The sequence below is a fragment of the Azospirillum halopraeferens DSM 3675 genome (genome assembly GCF_000429625.1).
Taxonomy (GTDB): domain Bacteria; phylum Pseudomonadota; class Alphaproteobacteria; order Azospirillales; family Azospirillaceae; genus Azospirillum; species Azospirillum halopraeferens.
Genome location: NZ_AUCF01000032.1, coordinates 20,261 through 38,082, shown reverse-complemented (window position 1 = coordinate 38,082; position 17,822 = coordinate 20,261). Strand labels below are relative to the sequence as shown.

The following is a 17,822-nucleotide window of genomic DNA, read 5'->3' as shown; positions in this document are numbered from 1 at the left end:
ATGCAGATCCAACGCGCCGCCGTGATCGGGGCGGGCGTGATGGGCAGCGGCATCGCCGCCCACATCGCCAACGCCGGGGTGCCGGTCGTCCTGCTCGACATCGTGCCCAAGGGGATGCCGGCGGGCGCCGACCGCAGCGCCGTCGCCCGGGGCGCGGTGCAGAAGCTGCTGAAGGCCGACCCGGCCCCCTTCATGCACCCGAAGAACGCCCGGCTGGTGACGCCCGGCAACCTGGAGGACGACCTCGGCCTGCTCGCCGATTGCGACTGGATCGTCGAAGCGGTGATCGAGGACCCGGCGATCAAGGCCGACCTCTACCGGCGCATCGACCCGGTGCGCAAGGCGGGCTCGGTCGTCTCGTCCAACACCTCCACCATTCCCCTGGCAGCCCTGGTGGAGGGGCAGTCCGAGGCGTTCCGCCGCGACTTCCTGATCACCCACTTCTTCAACCCGCCGCGCTACATGCGCCTGCTGGAACTGGTCACCGGTCCGGACACGCGGAGCGATGCGGCGGACGCGCTGGCCGATTTCTGCGACCGCCGCCTGGGCAAGGGGGTGGTGCGCTGCAAGGACCGGCCGGGCTTCATCGCCAACCGCATCGGCGCCTTCTGGATCCAGGCGGCGATCAACGCCGCCTTCGACCTGGGCCTGAGCGTGGAGGAGGCGGACGCCATCGCCGGGCGCCCCATGGGCATCCCGAAGACCGGCATCTTCGGCCTGATGGACCTGGTCGGTATCGACCTGATGCCGCACATCGCCCGCAGCCTGCTGGCCACCCTGCCCGAGGGCGACGCCTATCGCGCCGCCTATCGGGAACACCCGCTGATCGCCCGGATGATCGCGGAGGGGTTGACCGGCCGCAAGGGCAAGGGCGGCTTCTACCGCCTGAACCGCGACGGCGGCGGCAAGGTCAAGGAGGCGATCGACCTGAAGACCGGCGCGTACCGCCCGGCGGAACGGCCGAAGCCGGAGAGCCTCGCGGCGGCCGGCCGGGACCTGCGCGCCCTGGCCGACCATCCCGACCGCACGGGGGCGTACGCCCGCACCGTGCTGGCCGGCACCCTGGCGTATGCGGCGTCGCTGGTGCCCGAGATCGCCGACGACATCGTCTCCGTCGATGAAGCCATGCGGCTGGGCTACAACTGGAAACAGGGCCCGTTCGAGCTGATCGACCGGCTGGGCTCCGACTGGTTCGCCGATCTCTGCCGCCGCGAGGGGATTCCGGTGCCGGCCCTGGTTGAGCGTGCCGCCGGCCGGCCCTTCTACCGGGTCGAGGGCGGCCGGCTGGAGCACCTGACGGTCGATGGGGCGTACACGCCGGTGCCGCGGCCCGACGGCGTGCTGTTGCTGTCCGACGTCAAGCGGGCGGGCAAGCCCGTGTGGAAGAACGGGTCGGCCAGCCTGTGGAACATCGGCGACGGCGTGATGTGCCTGGAGTTCACGTCCAAGATGAACACGCTGGACGCCGACACCATGGCCGCCTACGGCAAGGCCATGGCGCTGATCGGCGACGGCCGGGGGGCGTGGAAGGCGCTGGTCGTCCACAACGAGGCGGACAACTTCTCGGTCGGCGCCAACCTGGGTCTGGCCCTGTTCGCCCTGAACATCGCCCTGTGGCCGCAGATCGAGGAGATGGTGGAGGCCGGCCAGCGCACCTACCGGGCGCTGAAGTACGCCCCCTTCCCGGTGGTGGGGGCGCCGTCGGGCATGGCGCTGGGCGGCGGCTGCGAGATCCTGCTGCACTGCGACCACGTTCAGGCCCATGCGGAAACCTATGTGGGGCTGGTCGAGGTGGGGGTGGGGGTGATCCCCGGCTGGGGCGGCTGCACCGAGCTGCTGGCCCGCCACGCCGCCGATCCCAAGCTGCCCAAGGGACCCATGCCGGCCATTGCCAAGGCGTTCGAGACCATCAGTCTGGCCAAGGTCGCCAAATCGGCCGCCGAGGCGAAGGATCTGAAGTACCTGCGCGCCACCGACGGCATCACCATGAACCGCGCCCGCCTGCTGGCCGACGCCAAGGCGAAGGCGCTGGAGCTGGCGGACGGCTACACGCCGCCGCAGCCGGCCACATACACGCTGCCGGGCCCCGGTGGCCGGACGGCGCTGGACCTGTTCGTCGAAGGTGTCCGCCTTCAGGGCAAGGCGACCCCCCACGACGTGGTGGTGTGCCGCAAGCTGGCCGAGGTGCTGACCGGCGGCGACGCCGACATCACGCAGCCGGTGGATGAGGACGCGATCCTGGCGCTGGAGCGCAAGGCGTTCATGGACCTGGTGCACGAGCCCGACACGGTGGACCGCATCGAACACATGCTGACCACCGGCAAGCCGCTGCGCAACTGAAGGCGAGGAGACGGGAATGCCGATCTACAAGGCTCCGCTTCAGGACGTGCGCTTCGTCCTGGAGAGCATCGTCGGCGTGGAGCGGTTGTCCGCCCTGCCGGGTTACGAGGACGCCACCCCGGACCTGATCTTCCAGGTGCTGGAGGAGGGGGCGAAACTGTGCGAGGAGGTGCTGTTCCCCCTCAACCAGCCGGGCGACGCCGAAGGCTGCCGGTTCGAGAACGGCGTGGTGCGCACGCCGGCCGGCTTCAAGGAGGCGTACGACACCTATGTGGGTGCGGGCTGGCAGGGATTGTCGTGCGATCCCGCGTACGGCGGCCAGGGCCTGCCTAAGCTGGTCAACACCATGCTGGAGGAGTTCGTCTGCTCCGCCAACCTCAGCTTCGGCATGTATCCCGGCCTGTCCCTGGGGGCCTACAACGCGCTGGCGCTGCACGCCGGCGATGACCTGAAGGACCGTTTCCTGCCGCGCCTGGTGGACGGCACCTGGGCCGGCACCATGTGCCTGACCGAACCGCACGCGGGCACCGACCTCGGCATCATCCGCACAAGGGCGGTGCCGAAGGATGACGGCAGCTATGCGATCACCGGCACCAAGATCTTCATCTCCGCCGGCGAACACGACCTGACGGAGAACATCCTGCACCTGGTGCTGGCGCGCCTGCCCGACGCGCCGGCGGGGACGCGCGGCATCAGCCTGTTCCTGGTGCCCAAGTTCCTGCCCGACGCCGACGGCAAGCCGGGGCCGCGCAACGGCGTCGCCTGCGGCTCCATCGAGCACAAGATGGGCATCAGGGCGTCGTCCACCTGCGTGATGAACTTCGACGAGGCCACCGGCTGGCTGGTGGGCGAGCCCAACAAGGGCATGCGCGCCATGTTCGTCATGATGAACGCCGCCCGCCTGGCCGTCGGCATCCAGGGGCTGGGCATCGCCGAGGTGGCCTATCAGAACGCCGCCGCCTATGCGAAGGAGCGGCTCCAGGGGCGCTCGCTGAAGGGGCCACGCCATCCCGACAAGCCCGCCGACCCCATCATCGTGCACCCCGACGTGCGGCGCAATCTGCTGACGGCGCGCGCGTACACCGAAGGGGCGCGGGCGTTGGGGGCCCTGGTCGGATATCACCTCGACGTGGCCGAGCGGCACCCCGACCCCCGGCAGCGTCGCGAGTCGGACGAGTTCGTGCAGTTGATGACGCCCATCGTGAAGGCGCTGTTCACCGACATCGGGTTCGACGCGGCCAACATCGCCGTGCAGGTGCACGGCGGCCACGGCTTCATTTGGGAAACCGGGGTCGAGCAGTACGTGCGCGACGCCCGCATCACCCAGATCTACGAAGGCACCAACGGCATCCAGGCGCTCGACCTTGTCGGGCGCAAGTTGGGGCAGGACATGGGCCGGCTGCTGCGTCGCTTCTTCCATCCGGTGTCGGCGGAACTGGCGACCGACATGGAGAACGACGACCTGGCGGAGTTTGCGCTGCCCCTGGCCAAGGCGTTCGCCAAGCTGCAGCAGGCCACGGGGCTCATCGCTCAGAAGGGGCTGAAGGACCCGGAGGAGGCCGGTGCCGCGGCCACCGACTACCTGCGCCTGTTCGGCCTGGTGGCGCTGGGGTGGATGTGGCTGCGCATGGTCAAGGCGGCGCGCGCCCGCCTGGCGAGCGGCGAGGGCGATGCCGCCTTTCTGGAGGCGAAGGTGAAGACCGCCCGTTTCTACATGGCCAAGCTGCTGCCGCAGACGGGTGCCCTGTTCATCACCATCGCGGCGGGGGCCGGACCGCTGATGGAGTTGGAGGACACCGCGTTCTGACGGGGCCGGCGCCGTTCATTCTCCGGCGGATGTATGGACCCCGGGGCGCTTCCGGCCTATATAGGTTGGCCGGAGCGCCCTTTCCTTTGGCTTTGGAGGGATTGCGGTGCCGGATCGCCGTCACGGAGTCCGGGTCCTCCCTTCGCGCCGACTGATTGCACCGAAGGCATAGCGAGCGTGACAAAAGGGGAATAGCGGTTGTTCGGGGGTGCCGGTCCGTGCTACATGTCAATTCAGGATAGACTGGTTAATATTCAATTATACCTTTTGCAGCGGGCATAGGCCGATCGACGGAATATGCTGCAATGCGGTGCCGGTCAAAGCTCCGGCATGCGGTTGAGCCCTGGGGCTTGAGTACGGGAGAGTATGATGAGGATCCTGATCGGCGACGACCATGTGCTGTTCCGCGAGGGACTGCGCAGGCTCCTCGAGCAACTCAAGGAAGGCAGCACCTTCGAAGAGGCGAGCAGCTTCGACGAGATGCTGGAGATGTGCGCCGGCGACACCACTTACGATCTCGTCCTGACCGACCTGCGGATGCCGGGCTGGCCCGGGTTCTCCGGCATCCAGACCCTGCGTGATCGCCAGCCCGGCGCCAAGGTCGTGGTGGTGTCGGCGTCCGAGGCGCACCACGACGTGCGCGAGTCGCTGGAATACGGCGCCGCCGGCTACATTCCCAAATCGTCCAGCGTCAAGATCATGCTGAGCGCGCTGGACCTGATCTTCTCCGGCGGCGTCTACGTTCCGGCGACGGTGCTGCGCGACAGCGGCGGCGAGGCGGAGGTGCGCAACGCTCCTTCCGGCGGCATGATGCCGCCGGCCGACCCGGCGCTGGAGCAACTGCTGACCCAGCGCCAGCGCGAAGTGCTGGATCGCCTGCGCGAAGGCAAGTCCAACAAGCAGATCGCGCACGAACTGGGCCTGTCCGAAGGCACCGTGAAGATCCACATGACCGCGATCTTCAAGTCGCTGGGCGTGCGCAACCGCACCCAGGCCGCCATGGCCTTCCCCCAGCCTACACAGCCCTGAACCGTTCCACCCGTATTGCCCCACCGGCATTGCTTCGGCAGGCGCGCCATCCCGACGGGGGCGCGCCTTCAGTGCCTTTTCGTGCCATCCGTCGGGCGGGGGTGCGGCCTTATCCGATGCCCGCCACGTAGCCGCGCAGGCTCTCCACCTCCAGTTCGGCGCCATCGAGGCGGGCCTTGACCACGTCGCCGATGCTGATCAGACCGACGAGCTTGCCGTCGTCGATCACCGGAAGATGACGCACCCGGCGTTCGGACATGAGCGCCAGGGCTTCCGCGTCGGTTGTGTCGGGGCCGATGGTGACCAGGTCGCTGGTCATCAGCGCCGACACCGGCTTCGCCAGCACAGCCGCCCCGTCGGCCGCAACATGGCGGACGATGTCGCGTTCCGACAGGATGCCGGCCGGCATTCCGTCCCCGTCGCTCACCAGGACGGCACCGATTCGGTGCTGCGCCAGCACCCCGGCGGCAGCGGCGGCGGTATCGTCCGGCCGAACGGTGACGACGTCGCGGCCTTTCCTCTTCAGCAGGGCGGACACATGCATGGGCGGGCTTCCCTCTCGTGAACGACGCGGGCGCGGCGGTACGCCTTCAGGCTCCCATTGCCGGCTCGGAAAGGGAAGGCCCGAAAACGGCAAGGGCCGGATACCCTGTTGAGGGTATCCGGCCCTTGAACGAAAGGGAAGGATCAGAAGCGGTAGCCGATGCCGACGCCGATCAGCCAGGGGTTCAGCGTCACGTCGGAGCGGAGCTGGTTCGCCGGGGCGCCCAGCGCGGTGGTGACGTCCAGCTTGGTCTTCAGGAACAGCTTCTTGACGTCCATGTTGACGAACCAGCCGTCGGCGACCTCGATGTCCACACCGGCCTGCAGGGCCCAGCCGAAGCGGTTCTTATAGTTGGTGCTCAGGATGGCGCCGCCGGCCGCATCCTCGTTGTAGAACAGGGTGTAGTTGACGCCGGCGCCGACGTAGGGGCTGACCCGGTTCTTCGGCAGGAAGTGGTACTGCAGCGTCAGGGTCGGCGGCAGCAGCGACACCTTGCCGACGTCCAGGTCACCCAGGCCGGGGACGCTGGCGTCCACCGTATGACGGGTGGTGCCGGCGATCAGTTCGGCCGCGATGTTGTCGGTGAAGAAGTAGGTGAAGTCGACTTCCGGAGTCCAGCCGTTGCCGACGTGACCTTCGCCGATGCGCACGCCGTTCGACATGTTGATGTCGGCCTTCTCCTGCGGGATCGCGCCGACGACGCGGGCGCGGACCAGGATGTCACCGGCCGACTTGCCCTTGAACTCCTGGGCGATGGCGGGGACGGTCAGGGCCGCCAGGGCGGTGGAAGCCAGCAGGATGGTGGCGGCGCGCTTCAGCATGGACATGGGGCAGCTCCCGGGGATGATGTCGTATTGACCGCAGTTATGTTGCGGTTATTGCCTGCCCGCATCACTAGCAGAACCGGACGAGGGCGCCAAGGGGGTGCGACACCATCCTGCCGCACTGCGACGTTTGCGCAACAGCGACGCCATGCCGCAGAGACAAGCCCTCGGTCAAGGACCCGCAGCGAGGCAGTTTTGCACGATGTAGTAGCATTGGCCGATGCCGGCGCCGCCGCCGGGCATGCCGCTGTAGACCACCTGCCGCACCGCGCCGTTCTGCAAGGTGAAGGTCGCCTCGCAGGCGTAGCTGCGGATGTCGTCGGCGTACGCGGGCCAGCCGCCCCAGCCGTAGCCGTAGCCGGGCCAGCCGTAATAGCCGCGGGGCGACGGGTACGACACCACCTGGTCGCTGCGGTAGGTGAAGAACTCCATCCCGCCGGCGGTGGCCTGACGCTGCGGGACGCCGGCGCAGGACAAGAGGCGTTCCTTGGGCAGGCCGACCAGGGCGGTGCGGGCGGTCATCGCCTGCTCGGCCATGGGGTTGGCACAGCCGCTCAGCACGCCGGCGGCGAGAACCGCCGACAGCGCGGCCGGGAGAACGGAACGGCGGATGGTCATGGCATGGGCTCCTTCGCTTCCCTGACGAGGCGCGCCGGGGCCAGATCCCCGGCGGTGACCCCGAGTGCCGCCACATCGTCCGGAATGGCACCGCCGGTGGCCAGGGCGGCGGCCGTGCGCGACAGCGCCGGTGCCGTCTGGATACCGTAGCCACCCTGGCCGGCCAGCCAGAAGAAGCCGTCGGCGTCCGGGTCGAAGCCGGCCACCGGCACCTTGTCCGCAACGAAACTGCGCAACCCCGCCCAGCGGTGGGCGATCCGGCGAACGGCGAAACGCGCGGCCTCCTCCACCCGTTCAACAGCCACGGCCACGTCCCATTCCTCCGGCTGCACGTCGCAGGGCTCCACCGGCGTCTCGTCGGCGGGAGAGGCCAGGAGGCGGCCGGCGTCGGGCTTGGCGTAGAACCGCTCGTCCACGTCGACCACCATCGGCCAGGAGGCGATGGTGGCCATGGTGCCGGCCTCGCCGGCCGGGAAGGCCGGATCGAAGACGACCGCCGTACGCCGTTTCGGCACCACCCCGAGTGGGCGCGCGCCGGCGAGCGCCGCCACGCGGTCGGCCCAGGCGCCGGCGGCGTTGATCACCACCGGTGCGGCGAAGCGCCCCGCCGCCGTCTCCGCCTCCCACTGGCCGGCGCGGCGGTGCAGGGCGTGCACGCCGGCGTCGGTGACCAGCCGGCCACCATGCGCCTTCAGCCGGCGCAGATAGCCGGCGTGCAGGGCGTGCACGTCGATGTCCATGGCTTCGGGCTCGGCCACGGCGCCGGCGGCGTAGCCGGGGCGCAGCCAGGGTGCGCGGGCGGCGGTCTCGTCCGCGTCGAGCCGGGACACCGACGGCGTCAGCCGGCGGGCCTGCGCGAAGGCTGCGTCCAGGGCCGCCGATTGGTCGGCGCGGCCGACCAGCAGCACGCCGCGCGGAGTCAGCAGCGGGTGCCCGGCAAAGCCGGCGGGCGGGTCGTCGAAGAAGGGCCGGCTGGCCACCGTCAGCGCCCGCACCACGGGCGGGCCGTAGGTCTGGGTGTACAGCGCGGCGGAGCGGCCGGTGGAGTGGTAGCCCGCGCGCTCCTCGCGCTCCAGCACGACGACGCGCCCGAAGGCGGCCAGTTCGCATCCCGCCGAGGCGCCGGCGATGCCCGCACCGATGACCAGGAAATCCACCCGCTCCACCGCTTCGCCTCCATTCCCGTCCTGCCTGAAAGCATGCGGCGACGGACAGGGGTTTTCAATCGGCCGCAGCGCCCGGCAGCCGATTGAAAAACACAAACCGGAAATGCGATAAAGGATATAGGCGATTCGGAGGGGTCCCATGCCGCTTTCTGTCAGGTGCCTGTGCGCGCAGTGTTCCGGCTTCGGCCGGGCGGATCTGGACACCGCCTTTGCTGCGCCGGTGCGCGTGGCGCCCGAGGCGCTGATCTTCCCCTCGTCCGGCGTGTACAACGTCGACGCCCTGCTGGCCGGAAACGATGCGCGGTGGAACGCCGGCGGTCCCTACGGCATGCCGGTGACGGTGACGTACAGCTTCATGCAGTCGGTGCCCGGCTATTACGCCTCCGGGGAGGTGAACGGGTTCCAGCCCTTCAACGCCGCAATGGTGACCGCGGTGCGAGCCGCGCTGTCCGCCTACCAGGCCATCGCCGACATCACCTTCGTGGAGGTGTCGGACGCCGGTGCCGGCGGCCAGATCCGCTTCGGCTCCTCGATGCTGAGCGGCAACATCGCGGGCTATGCCTATTACCCCTCGCGCAGCGAGTTGGGCGGCGACGTCTGGCTCGACACCGGCGACGCCACCAACCTGAACCCGGTCCCCGGCAGCTACGGCTACCTCACCCTGCTGCACGAGGTGGGGCACGCGCTGGGGCTCAAGCATCCCGGCAACTACGGCTCCGGCGATCCGCCCTATCTGTCGTCCCACCTGGACAACACCGATCAGACGGTGATGTCCTACAACACCGGCACCGTCAGCCATCCGTCCTGGCTGGGTCCCCTCGACGTGCAGGCGATCGAGTTCCTCTACGGCCCGAAGACCGCGAAGACGATCGGCGTGCTGCAAGCGGGGACGGAAGGGCCGGATCGGCTGGTCGGCGATGCTGCGGACAACTCCCTGCACGGACGCGGCGGCGACGACGTGATCTTCGGCGGCGGCGGCAACGACGGCGTCATGGGCGGTGCCGGCAACGACTGGATCCAGGGCGATGGCGGCAACGACACGCTGTACGGCAACCAGGGAATGGACACCATCCTTGGCGGCGACGGTGCCGACACGGTGTTCGGCGGGCAGGGCGACGACTGGATCGAGGGGAATGCCGGCGCCGACGTGCTGTACGGCAACATGGGCAACGATCTGATCGTCGGCGGCAGCGGCTCCGACACCCTGTTCGGCGGCCAGGGGGACGACGTGCTCTACGGCGGCGATCAGGTGGACTGGCTGTTCGGGAATCTGGGCAACGACACCATGGTCGGTGGCGCCGGCAATGACTACTTCTATGCCACGCCGGGTGGCGGACACGACGTGATCACCGATTTCCAGGTCGGCGGGGACTGGCTGATGATTGCAAGGAACATCAACGGCAGCGGCATCAACGGCATCTCCGATGTGGTCGCCCGGGCGACGGACATCTCCGGAGGCGTCGTCATCGACCTGGGTGCCAACAACACCATCACCCTGCTGGGCGTGTCGCGCAGCGCGCTCAGCGGGTGGGACATCGTGGTCTACGGGTAGGGTCGGCGCGCCGGATGTCCGATCACTGGGACGGCAAGCGGTTCTTCAACCCGCACGCCGACACCGACAAGCGCCTGTCCGATCTGCTGCGGTATCTCTGGTTCAGCCGGTGGGATCCATGGCCGGAGGCCGGGCCCGCGTCGGACGGGCCGTTCCCGGCCCCGCCGCCCGCCGGCGGGCCGTCGCTCACCTTTCTCGGCCATGTCACCTTCCTGATGCGGCTGGGCGGGTGCACGCTGCTGACGGATCCCGTGTTCTCCCGCCGCGCCGGGCCGGGTGGCGTCATGGGGCCGAGGCGGGTGCGGCCGCCGGCAATGGCGCCGGACTCCCTGCCGCCCGTCGACGCCGTCCTCATCAGCCACAACCATTACGATCATCTGGACGTCGCCTCGCTGCGGGCGCTGGCGCGGCGCGGCGCCCGGCGCGCCATCACCGGCCTCGGCAATGAACGCCTTCTCGCCCGTGCCGGGCTGCGTGACGTGGTGGCGCTGGACTGGTGGGAAAGCGCGGAACTGCCCGGCGGCGTGCGCGTCACCTTCGTGCCGGCCCAGCACTGGTCGGCGCGCGGCCCGTTCGACCGCCGCCGCTCCCTGTGGGGCGGCTTCGTCGTTGAGGCGGCGGACGGCCGTGTCCACTTCACGGGCGACAGCGGCTACTGCCCCCATTTCCGGGAGATCGGCGCCCGATTTCCCGGCCTGGACGTCACCCTGCTGCCGATCGGTGCCTACGAGCCGCGCTGGTTCATGGCCGCCCAGCACATGAACCCGGAGGAGGCGGTGCGGGCCTTCCGCGATCTCGGCGCGGCGCGGGCGGTGGCCATGCATTTCGGAACGTTCCGCCTGACCACCGAGGGGTTCGATGCGCCGGCGGCGGCCCTGCGGTCGGCGCTGGACCGTCACGGCGTCGATCCCGCCGCCTTCCGTCTGCCCAGTCACGGCGAGACGATCGCCGTGCGCGGGTAGCCTGATCAGCCGACGCCCCAGCCGCCGGTGTCGGGGAACGGCACGGGCGGCGGCGGGACGGCCGTGACGGTGCGGTCGGGCACCGTCAGGCCGTGCGGCAGGGGCGGGGCGTCATCCGGTACGGGCAGCAGGCGGGCCGCCGTGACCCACCACCCCGGCTGCCGGGCCGCCAGAGTGGCGGCGGCGGCTTGCGCCCGGGCGGCGGTGGCGTAGAGGCCGAAGCCCGTGGCGCCGCTGCCCGACAGGCGGGCCAGCAGGCACCCGTCGGTGGCGTCCAGGGCGGCGAGAACGTCGGCGATGACCGGTGCGACGGTCAGCGCCGGCTCGGCCAGGTCGTTGCGGCGCTCCGCCAGCAGGGCGGCCAGCGCGGCGGCGTCCGCCGGGGCGTGTGCGAAGCGTGCGGGAGCGGAGAAGGGGCCGCGGCGCGCCCGGAAGACGGCGGGGGTCGGCACGGCGACGCCGGGGTTGGCCAGCACCGCGTGGCAGGCGGGCAGGGCGGGGGCAGCGTCCAGCCGTTCGCCGATGCCGCCCATGAAGGCGGGGCGCCCGGCCAGGCACACCGGCACGTCGGCGCCCAGCGTCACCGCCACCTCGTAGAGTCGCGGGTCGTCGAACGGCACCTCCCACAGGCGGGCCAGCGCGCGCAACGTCGCCGCCGCGTCGGCCGAGCCGCCGCCGATCCCCGAGGCCACCGGCAGCCGCTTTTCCAGATGGATCATCACGTCGGCGTCGCGGCCCAGCCGCGCGGCCAGGGCGTGGGCGGCGCGGTTGACCAGGTTGTGCGCCGGGTTCTCGCCCAGCAGGACCGGGGCGAAGGGGCCCGACACCGCCAGCCGCGGGCCGGCGGGCGGCAGCCCGGCACCGCGCAGAGCCACCCGCGCGGGTGCCGGCTGCACCGTCACCGTATCGCCCGCGTCGGCGAAGACGGCCAGACTGTCCAGCTCATGGTAGCCGTCGTCCCGGCGGCCGAGCACGTGGAGATAAAGGTTCAGCTTGGCCGGGGCGGCCTGCGTGACGGCGGGCATGGGTCAGCGCGGTTCCGCCTGCGCCGCCCGGCGAGCGGGAAGCCCCTTGTCGAGCTTGGCCCGGATCGTCTCCCGCTCCTCGTCGCTTTCGGCGGTGCGCAGGGCGCGCTGCCACTGAAAGCGCGCTTCGGCGCTGCGGCCGACCTGCCAGTAGGCGTCGCCGAGATGGTCGTTGATGGTGGGGTCGACGGGGCGCAGCTCCACCGCCCGCTCCAACTGGACCACCGCCTCCTCGTACTCGCCCATGCGGTAGAGGGCCCAGCCGAGGCTGTCGATGATGTAGCCGTCCTTGGGGCGCAGTTCCACCGCCCGCTCGATCATCTTGCGGGCGCGCTCCAGGTTGATGCCTTTGTCGACCCAGGTGTAGCCGAGATAATTGAGCAGGTACGGCTCGTCCGGGCGCAGCGTCAGCGCCGCCTCCAGGTCGGCCTCCGCCAGGGGCCACCGGCCGGTCTGGTCATAGGCCATGGCACGGGCGTAGTGGATCGGCCAATGGCGCTCCAGCGCCGGTGTCCCGGCCCGCTCCAGCGCCCGGGTGTAGGCGTCCACCGCGTCGTCGTAGCGCTTCATGGAGCGGTAGAGGTCGCCGAGGCGCACCAGCGGGTCGAGGCGGCTCGGCCGCTCCGCGGCCAGAGCGGTGTAGCGGGCGATCGCCTCGTCATGGCGCTTCAGGCCGGCCAGCGCCTCCGCCATGCGCATGCGCACCGGCCAGCCGATCACCGGGCTGTCTTCCAGCGTGGCGTATTCGTCCAGCGCCGCGGCGTGGTGGCCGCGGTCGTCCATGATGTCGCCGATCATCAACCGCGCCAGCGCCAGGTCGGGGCGCAGGTGCAGGGCGATGCGGCCGAACAGCAGGGCGGTTTCCGCCGCCCCCTCGTGGTGCAGCGCGCTGCCCAGATCGAACAGGGCTTCCGCCAGACCCTGCGTGGGGTCGCCGACCAGGGCGGCGGGGGTCGCGCCATCGTCCAGTGCCTTCAGCGCGGGCTCGATCATCGTCGCGTCGGCAGCGGCATCGGCGAAGCGGGTGTAGAGGGCGCGCGCCTCGTCGCGGCGCCCGGTGCGCTCATAGAAGTTGCCGGCGATCTGAACCACGCGCAGCGGCGGCTCGGCCGCGGCGACGCGGGCGTAATGCTCCGCCGCCGCATCCGCCTTCCCGCCGAGGTCGAGCACGAGGGCGGCGTGCAGATCATAGAGGGCGGCGAAGCCGGCTGCCGAGCCCAGCGGCTGCAACGCCGCCAGCGCGTCGTCGGTGCGTCCGGCTGCGGCGGCCAGCCAGGCATCGGCCAGCGGCGCCACATAGCGCGCCAGCCCGTCGCGGGGCATCCGCGCCGCCAGCTCCCGCGCCGCGTCGGCACGGCCCTGCTTCAGATGATCGCCGATCAGCAGCGTCAGCGCGATCTGGTCGGTGACCTGCCGTTCGGCCAGCCGGCCCGCCAGGGTCACCGCCGTATCCAGGTCGCCGCCGCCCAGCTTCAGCATGTGGGTGCGCCGCAGCAGCGCCACGTCCTCCGGATCGGCGGCCAGGGCATGCCCCATGAACTGCGCCGCTGCCGCCCAATCGTCGTGCTGCTGGGCGAAGCGTCCGGCCAGATAGCTTCCCGTCGCCGACGTCGCCGCCGGCGGCAGGGCGTGGCGCGGCGGATCGCCGGCCGCGCCGGTCGCCAGGACCGGAACCGGCGCGGACAGCGCGGCGGCGAGGAGGGCGGCGGCAAGCAGGCGGCGGCGCGCGCGGGGGTGGCGGATGGGAAGGTTCGTCATACCGCGTCCAGATGAGGTGCGTGACCGAGGGTGCAAGGCTACGGCGGAATACCTTAAGCCTTCAATAACCACGTCACCGCTCCGCCCGCCAGTCCCGCCGCACGCGCTCGATCGCCTCCGCCCGCAGAACGTCGGCGGCGCGTGCGTCCAGGTGGGCGCGCAGGCGGTCGGGCATGCCGGGCGACAGGGCGGCGCCGTCCGCCGTCCAGCGGGCCATCCACGACAGGGTGCGCAGCCAGGTCAGGCGCCGCATCGGCTTCAGCCAGGGGCGGGTGGCGACCGCCAGTTCCGGCGGCACCGCGGCCGCCCAAGCGGCGAGGAACGCCTCCACCGCGTCGGGCGCCAGTTCCGCCGCCACGTCGGGGTCCCACAGGGTGGAGGTGGGCAGGCTGGCGTGCGCCAGGTCGATGGCGGGATTGCCGTACTGCGCCTTTTCCAGATCGGTGAACCACGCCTTGCCGGCGGCGTCGATGAGGAAATTGCCGGGATGCACGTCGGTGCCCGCCAGCACCACCGGCTGCGGAGCGGCGACGCGGACCGCGGCGGCGGCGGACAGTTCCTCCGCGATGGCCGCCGCCGCCGCGGGGGCCAGCCCGGTGCGGGCGAAATGGACGGACTGGCGGTGCACCAGGTCGAGGGTCGCCGCCGCGGGATCGGCGGGGCTGGCCAGCGGCGGGCGCGCGTCGGTGTCGGGCAGGGGCAGCCGGTGCAGGGCGGCCAGCGCCTGCGCGATGGCGGGCATGTCTGCCGGCAGGCGCGGCGGCCGACCGACGATCTCCCCGACCACCAGCGCCCCCATGGGCAGGCCGGGCTGCGGCTCCAGCACCGCCGCCGGTTCCGGCGTGTGACCGGAAGGGGCGGCGCGCCGGAAGGCGGCGGCCTGGTAGGTGAGGTTGGCGGCGGCGTCCAGCCCCTGCTGGCTCCACCGCGGGATGCGCACCACCAGCCCGCGCCCCTTCAGGCGCACATGGTCGTGGGCGACGCCCTTCAGCGGCATCGCCTCCAGGTCGTCCGCGGCCAGCGCGGCGAGGCCCGGCAGGCGGCGCAGCGGTGCCAGGATGAGGGACGGATCCGTCACCCCGCCTGGTGCTCCTTCAGGCGGGGCATCAGTTCCACCAGGTTGCAGGGGCGGTGACGGTTGTCGAGCTGGGCCTGCAGGATGCCGTCCCAGGCGTCGCGGCAGGCGGAGGGGGAGCCGGGCAGGGCGAAGATGTAGGTGCCGTTGGCGACGCCGCCGGTGGCCCGGCTCTGGATCGTCGAAGTGCCCACCTTTTCGTACGACAGCCAGCGGAACAGTTCGCCGAAGCCGGGGATGGCCTTCTCGTACAGGGCTTCCACCGCCTCCGGCGTGACGTCGCGGCCGGTGACCCCGGTGCCGCCGGTGGTCAGCACCACGTCGATCTCGGGATCGGCGATCCACGCCCCGACGCGGGTGCGGATGGCGTCGATGTCGTCCTTCACGATCGCCCGCGCCTTCAGCGCATGGCCGGCGGCCGTCAGCCGCTCCACCAGCGCCGCCCCCGACCGGTCGTCCTCTTCGGACCGCGTGTCGGAGACGGTGAGCACGGCGATGTTGACGGGAAGGAACGGGCGGGTGTCGTCAATCCTGGGCATTCTGGGCGACCTGCGTCGGGGCTCCGTCCAACGGCATATAGACCGGCCACCCGCCGGCCGCAACGGTGCCCAGCGACGCCGGTACCTGGCCCAGCCGCTCGCGGTAGATCCAGAAATTGGCCAGCACCTTCTTCACATAGTCGCGCGTCTCGCCGAAGGGAATGCTTTCGATGAACAGCAGCGGGTCGGTGACGTCGGCCATCTCCTTGCGCCAGCGCAGCAGGTGGCCGGGGCCGGCGTTGTAGGCGGCGGTGACCAGGACCAGATTGCTGCCGATGTCCGGCATCGCCAGCAACTCGGCGATGTAGCGTTGCCCCAGTTCCATGTTGGTCGTGGGGTCGAGCAGCGCGGAGCGGCCGGCGTCGTCGATGTCGTCGTTGCGGTCGCGCACGTGCACCGCCGTGGCCGGCATGATCTGCATGAGGCCCGTCGCGCCGGCGGAACTGACGGTGTTGGGATCGAAGCGCGATTCCTGCCGCATCACCGCATAGACCAGGGCGCGGTCGACGGAGAAGCCGTCGCGCGGCTCCCAATGGGGAATGGGGAACAGGGCGGCATCGTAGGGGGCGCCGTCGGGACCCGCCACGGCGTTGCCGACCCGCAGGGCCAGCGCCGGCAGGCGGCCGCGGTCGGCCAGCACCACCAGTGCCTCGGCCATCAGCTCGTTGCCCCGGGGGTCGACCCGGCGCAGTTCCTCCTCCGCCGCGTCGTTGCGGCCGGCCTGCAGCAGGGCCACCGCCCGACGGCCGGCGGGGACGCTGGCCAGCTCGGTCAGGTGGCCGGCGGTCAGCGCCGGCATGTGGAACCGAATCGGGTCCTCGATCCCCAGAACATGGCGCGCCAGCAGCCCGTAGAAGGTGTGCGGGAAGCGGGCGGCCAGGGTGAGCTGGCGCCGCGCCTCGTCGTCGCGGTCCTTGCGGTCGTGGGCGCGCGCCGCCCAGTAGGCCGCGGCCGCCAGCCGCCAGGGCGAGCGCGGCGCCGCCGCGGCCATGGCGTCGAAATGGCGGGCGGCCCGGTCGGGCTGTCCCAGCCGCCAGGCGGCGAGGCCGGCGATCCAGTGGGCGTCGGTCACCACGTCGCCGGAGCGCGCGGCGCTGGCCGCGGCGAGCGACAGCGACTCCCGGACCTGACCGGCGTAATAGAGCGCCGAGGCGATGCGCGCCCGCGCCGCGTCGTATTCCACGGGGTCGAGCTGGCGGGAGAAGGAGTCATCGCCGAGCAGGGCCAGGGCGGCGCCCGGCTTTCCGGCCCGCAGCAGATCCTCGATGCGGCCGGACACGGGGACGCGGGTTGCCTGCCGGGTGCGGCTGCGCGGCGCGACCGCCACGGATTCCTGCGCGGCGCCGGTGGTGGCCGCCTCGTCTTCCGGATCGGTGGTGTCGGGGCCGGGGCTGGGGTCCGGGCGAAAGCCGCCGAGCCGTTCCAGCGAACCGGTCAGACGGACGCTGCGGTCGTCCGGGGCCCGGAGCGGCTTGGTGCCGGCCGGCGCGCGGCGCGTGGCCAGGGCGTGCAGGCGCTCGGCACCGGGATGGTCGCCGTAGCGCTTCAACCAGTCCGCCAGTTCCTCGTACCCGGCCCTGCGATCGGGATGCAGGTAGCGCTGGCGCAGCACATGGCCCAGCAGGACGGTGTCGCCCAGCCGCGCGATCTCCCAATCGGCGGCGTCCCACCGACCCTGCTCCTGCAAGGCGAAGATGCGGCGGTACCGGTAGGCGTCTTCGGCGGAAAGCTGGACGGAGCGGGCTTCGGCGTCGTCCGGCACCAGCACCAGCGGCCGCTCCGGCGTGTCGACGCCATGGGGGATCACCGGACGTCCGTCCGGCGCGTGGATCACGAGGGCGGCCCGTGCGGTCCCGAAGGAGCCGCCCGGAACGGCCACGGCCACCAGGGCGACGGCCGCGCACAGTGCCCTCAGGAGATGGGGGCGCAGCCGGGTCACCCCGCATGCTGCATTGCAACACATCCTGAGCATTTTTCCTGAATAGCTGTGCAACCATCAAACCGCAAGTGCGCGTTTTGTTCGTATGCCGGTTCTTCCTGGTTAATTCCATGTGTCTCAAGAGCTTGAAATACCGAATTAATTCGCTCTAGGCCGTCAGGCTTAGGCTGGCCGTGGCCCGGCAAGCCTTCCGCCATACGGAATGATACGGAGGCAGGGCTTCCCGGTCCGGCTCCGCGTTCCCATGACGGGAATCGGGTGAGTCCGGTGATGAAGGGAGCGGGGGTATGGACCGTGTGATGTTCGTCGAATTGGGCATGGGTGTGGACCTGCACGGGCAGGACGTCACCAAGGCGGCGGTGCGCGCCGTGCGCAACGCCATCGAGCGCAACTCCATGCCCGGCATGCGGGCGCTGGTGGACGGTGACACCGACCGCATGCGGGTGCACGTGCGCCTGGCGGTGCCCGCCGATGCCGACCGGCTGGACGTGGAGGTGGTGCGCGCCGTGTTCCCCTACGGCCGGGTGACCGTGGAGGTCGGCCCCGGCGGCATGCTGGCGCCCAGCGGCATCCATCTGGCGGACAAGGGCGACTCGAGCGAGATGATGTACATCGTCAACGCCGCCGTCGAGGTCGGACTCTGA

15 protein-coding genes are annotated in these 17,822 nt (G+C 71.0%); 6 read left to right on the top strand and 9 right to left on the bottom strand.

Features of this window, described 5'->3' with window-relative positions:
* The 3 genes from G472_RS0121425 to G472_RS0121415 all read left to right on the top strand — a co-directional run bounded on the left by G472_RS0121425 (position 1) and on the right by G472_RS0121415 (position 5,176).
* Positions 1-2,340, top strand: a complete 2,340-nt coding sequence (locus G472_RS0121425; RefSeq protein ID WP_029010011.1) for a 3-hydroxyacyl-CoA dehydrogenase/enoyl-CoA hydratase family protein — start codon at positions 1-3, stop codon at positions 2,338-2,340.
* Positions 2,341-2,356: 16 nt separating this feature from the next.
* Positions 2,357-4,147 (top strand): acyl-CoA dehydrogenase C-terminal domain-containing protein, encoded by a 1,791-nt coding sequence (locus G472_RS0121420; protein ID WP_029010010.1) that lies wholly within the window; start codon positions 2,357-2,359, stop codon positions 4,145-4,147.
* Between the two features lie 369 nt (positions 4,148-4,516).
* Entirely contained in the window at positions 4,517-5,176 is a 660-nt protein-coding gene (locus G472_RS0121415; RefSeq protein ID WP_029010009.1) for a response regulator, read from the top strand.
* Positions 5,177-5,285: 109 nt separating this feature from the next.
* On the opposite strand, the gene G472_RS0121410 is transcribed toward G472_RS0121415, so the two are convergent.
* The 4 genes from G472_RS0121410 to G472_RS0121395 all read right to left on the bottom strand — a co-directional run bounded on the left by G472_RS0121410 (position 5,286) and on the right by G472_RS0121395 (position 8,328).
* Complete coding sequence (locus G472_RS0121410) at positions 5,286-5,720, bottom strand: CBS domain-containing protein (protein WP_029010008.1); 435 nt, start codon at positions 5,718-5,720, stop codon at positions 5,286-5,288.
* A 143-nt stretch (positions 5,721-5,863) separates the two neighbouring features.
* Complete coding sequence (locus tag G472_RS0121405; RefSeq protein ID WP_029010007.1) at positions 5,864-6,547, bottom strand: OmpW/AlkL family protein; 684 nt, start codon at positions 6,545-6,547, stop codon at positions 5,864-5,866.
* 168 nt (positions 6,548-6,715) lie between these two features.
* Positions 6,716-7,162: a hypothetical protein gene (locus G472_RS0121400; RefSeq protein WP_029010006.1), complete on the bottom strand. Its 447-nt coding sequence runs from the start codon at positions 7,160-7,162 to the stop codon at positions 6,716-6,718.
* Positions 7,159-8,328, bottom strand: a complete 1,170-nt coding sequence (locus G472_RS0121395; RefSeq protein ID WP_029010005.1) for an NAD(P)/FAD-dependent oxidoreductase — start codon at positions 8,326-8,328, stop codon at positions 7,159-7,161. Before G472_RS0121395 ends, G472_RS0121400 begins: the two co-directional genes overlap by 4 nt.
* A gap of 139 nt (positions 8,329-8,467) precedes the next feature.
* Between G472_RS0121395 and G472_RS39040 the strand changes: the two genes are divergently transcribed.
* Positions 8,468-9,880 (top strand): matrixin family metalloprotease, encoded by a 1,413-nt coding sequence (locus tag G472_RS39040; protein WP_156927202.1) that lies wholly within the window; start codon positions 8,468-8,470, stop codon positions 9,878-9,880.
* Positions 9,881-9,894: 14 nt separating this feature from the next.
* Positions 9,895-10,842 carry an MBL fold metallo-hydrolase gene (locus G472_RS34775; protein ID WP_084536822.1) on the top strand — a complete coding sequence of 316 codons (948 nt, stop codon included), beginning with the start codon at positions 9,895-9,897 and terminating at the stop codon, positions 10,840-10,842.
* Between the two features lie 5 nt (positions 10,843-10,847).
* Here G472_RS34775 and G472_RS34770 read toward each other — a convergent pair whose 3' ends face one another.
* The 5 genes from G472_RS34770 to G472_RS0121360 all read right to left on the bottom strand — a co-directional run bounded on the left by G472_RS34770 (position 10,848) and on the right by G472_RS0121360 (position 17,178).
* Entirely contained in the window at positions 10,848-11,867 is a 1,020-nt protein-coding gene (locus G472_RS34770) for a 4-(cytidine 5'-diphospho)-2-C-methyl-D-erythritol kinase (RefSeq protein WP_035693335.1), read from the bottom strand.
* 3 nt (positions 11,868-11,870) lie between these two features.
* Positions 11,871-13,625, bottom strand: a complete 1,755-nt coding sequence (locus tag G472_RS34765; protein ID WP_051341116.1) for a tetratricopeptide repeat protein — start codon at positions 13,623-13,625, stop codon at positions 11,871-11,873.
* Positions 13,626-13,698: 73 nt separating this feature from the next.
* Positions 13,699-14,703 (bottom strand): phosphotransferase, encoded by a 1,005-nt coding sequence (locus G472_RS0121370; protein ID WP_051341115.1) that lies wholly within the window; start codon positions 14,701-14,703, stop codon positions 13,699-13,701.
* On the bottom strand, positions 14,700-15,239 hold the full coding sequence (gene moaB / locus G472_RS0121365; RefSeq protein ID WP_029010003.1) for a molybdenum cofactor biosynthesis protein B: 540 nt from the start codon (positions 15,237-15,239) through the stop codon (positions 14,700-14,702). The genes G472_RS0121370 and moaB overlap by 4 nt, the downstream gene beginning before the upstream one ends.
* Complete coding sequence (locus tag G472_RS0121360; protein WP_245593552.1) at positions 15,226-17,178, bottom strand: lytic transglycosylase domain-containing protein; 1,953 nt, start codon at positions 17,176-17,178, stop codon at positions 15,226-15,228. Before G472_RS0121360 ends, moaB begins: the two co-directional genes overlap by 14 nt.
* Before the next feature lie 287 nt (positions 17,179-17,465).
* Here G472_RS0121360 and G472_RS0121355 point away from each other — a divergent pair, with 287 nt between their 5' ends.
* Positions 17,466-17,822, top strand: coding sequence for a Lin0512 family protein (locus G472_RS0121355; RefSeq protein ID WP_029010001.1), 357 nt, complete (start codon positions 17,466-17,468; stop codon positions 17,820-17,822).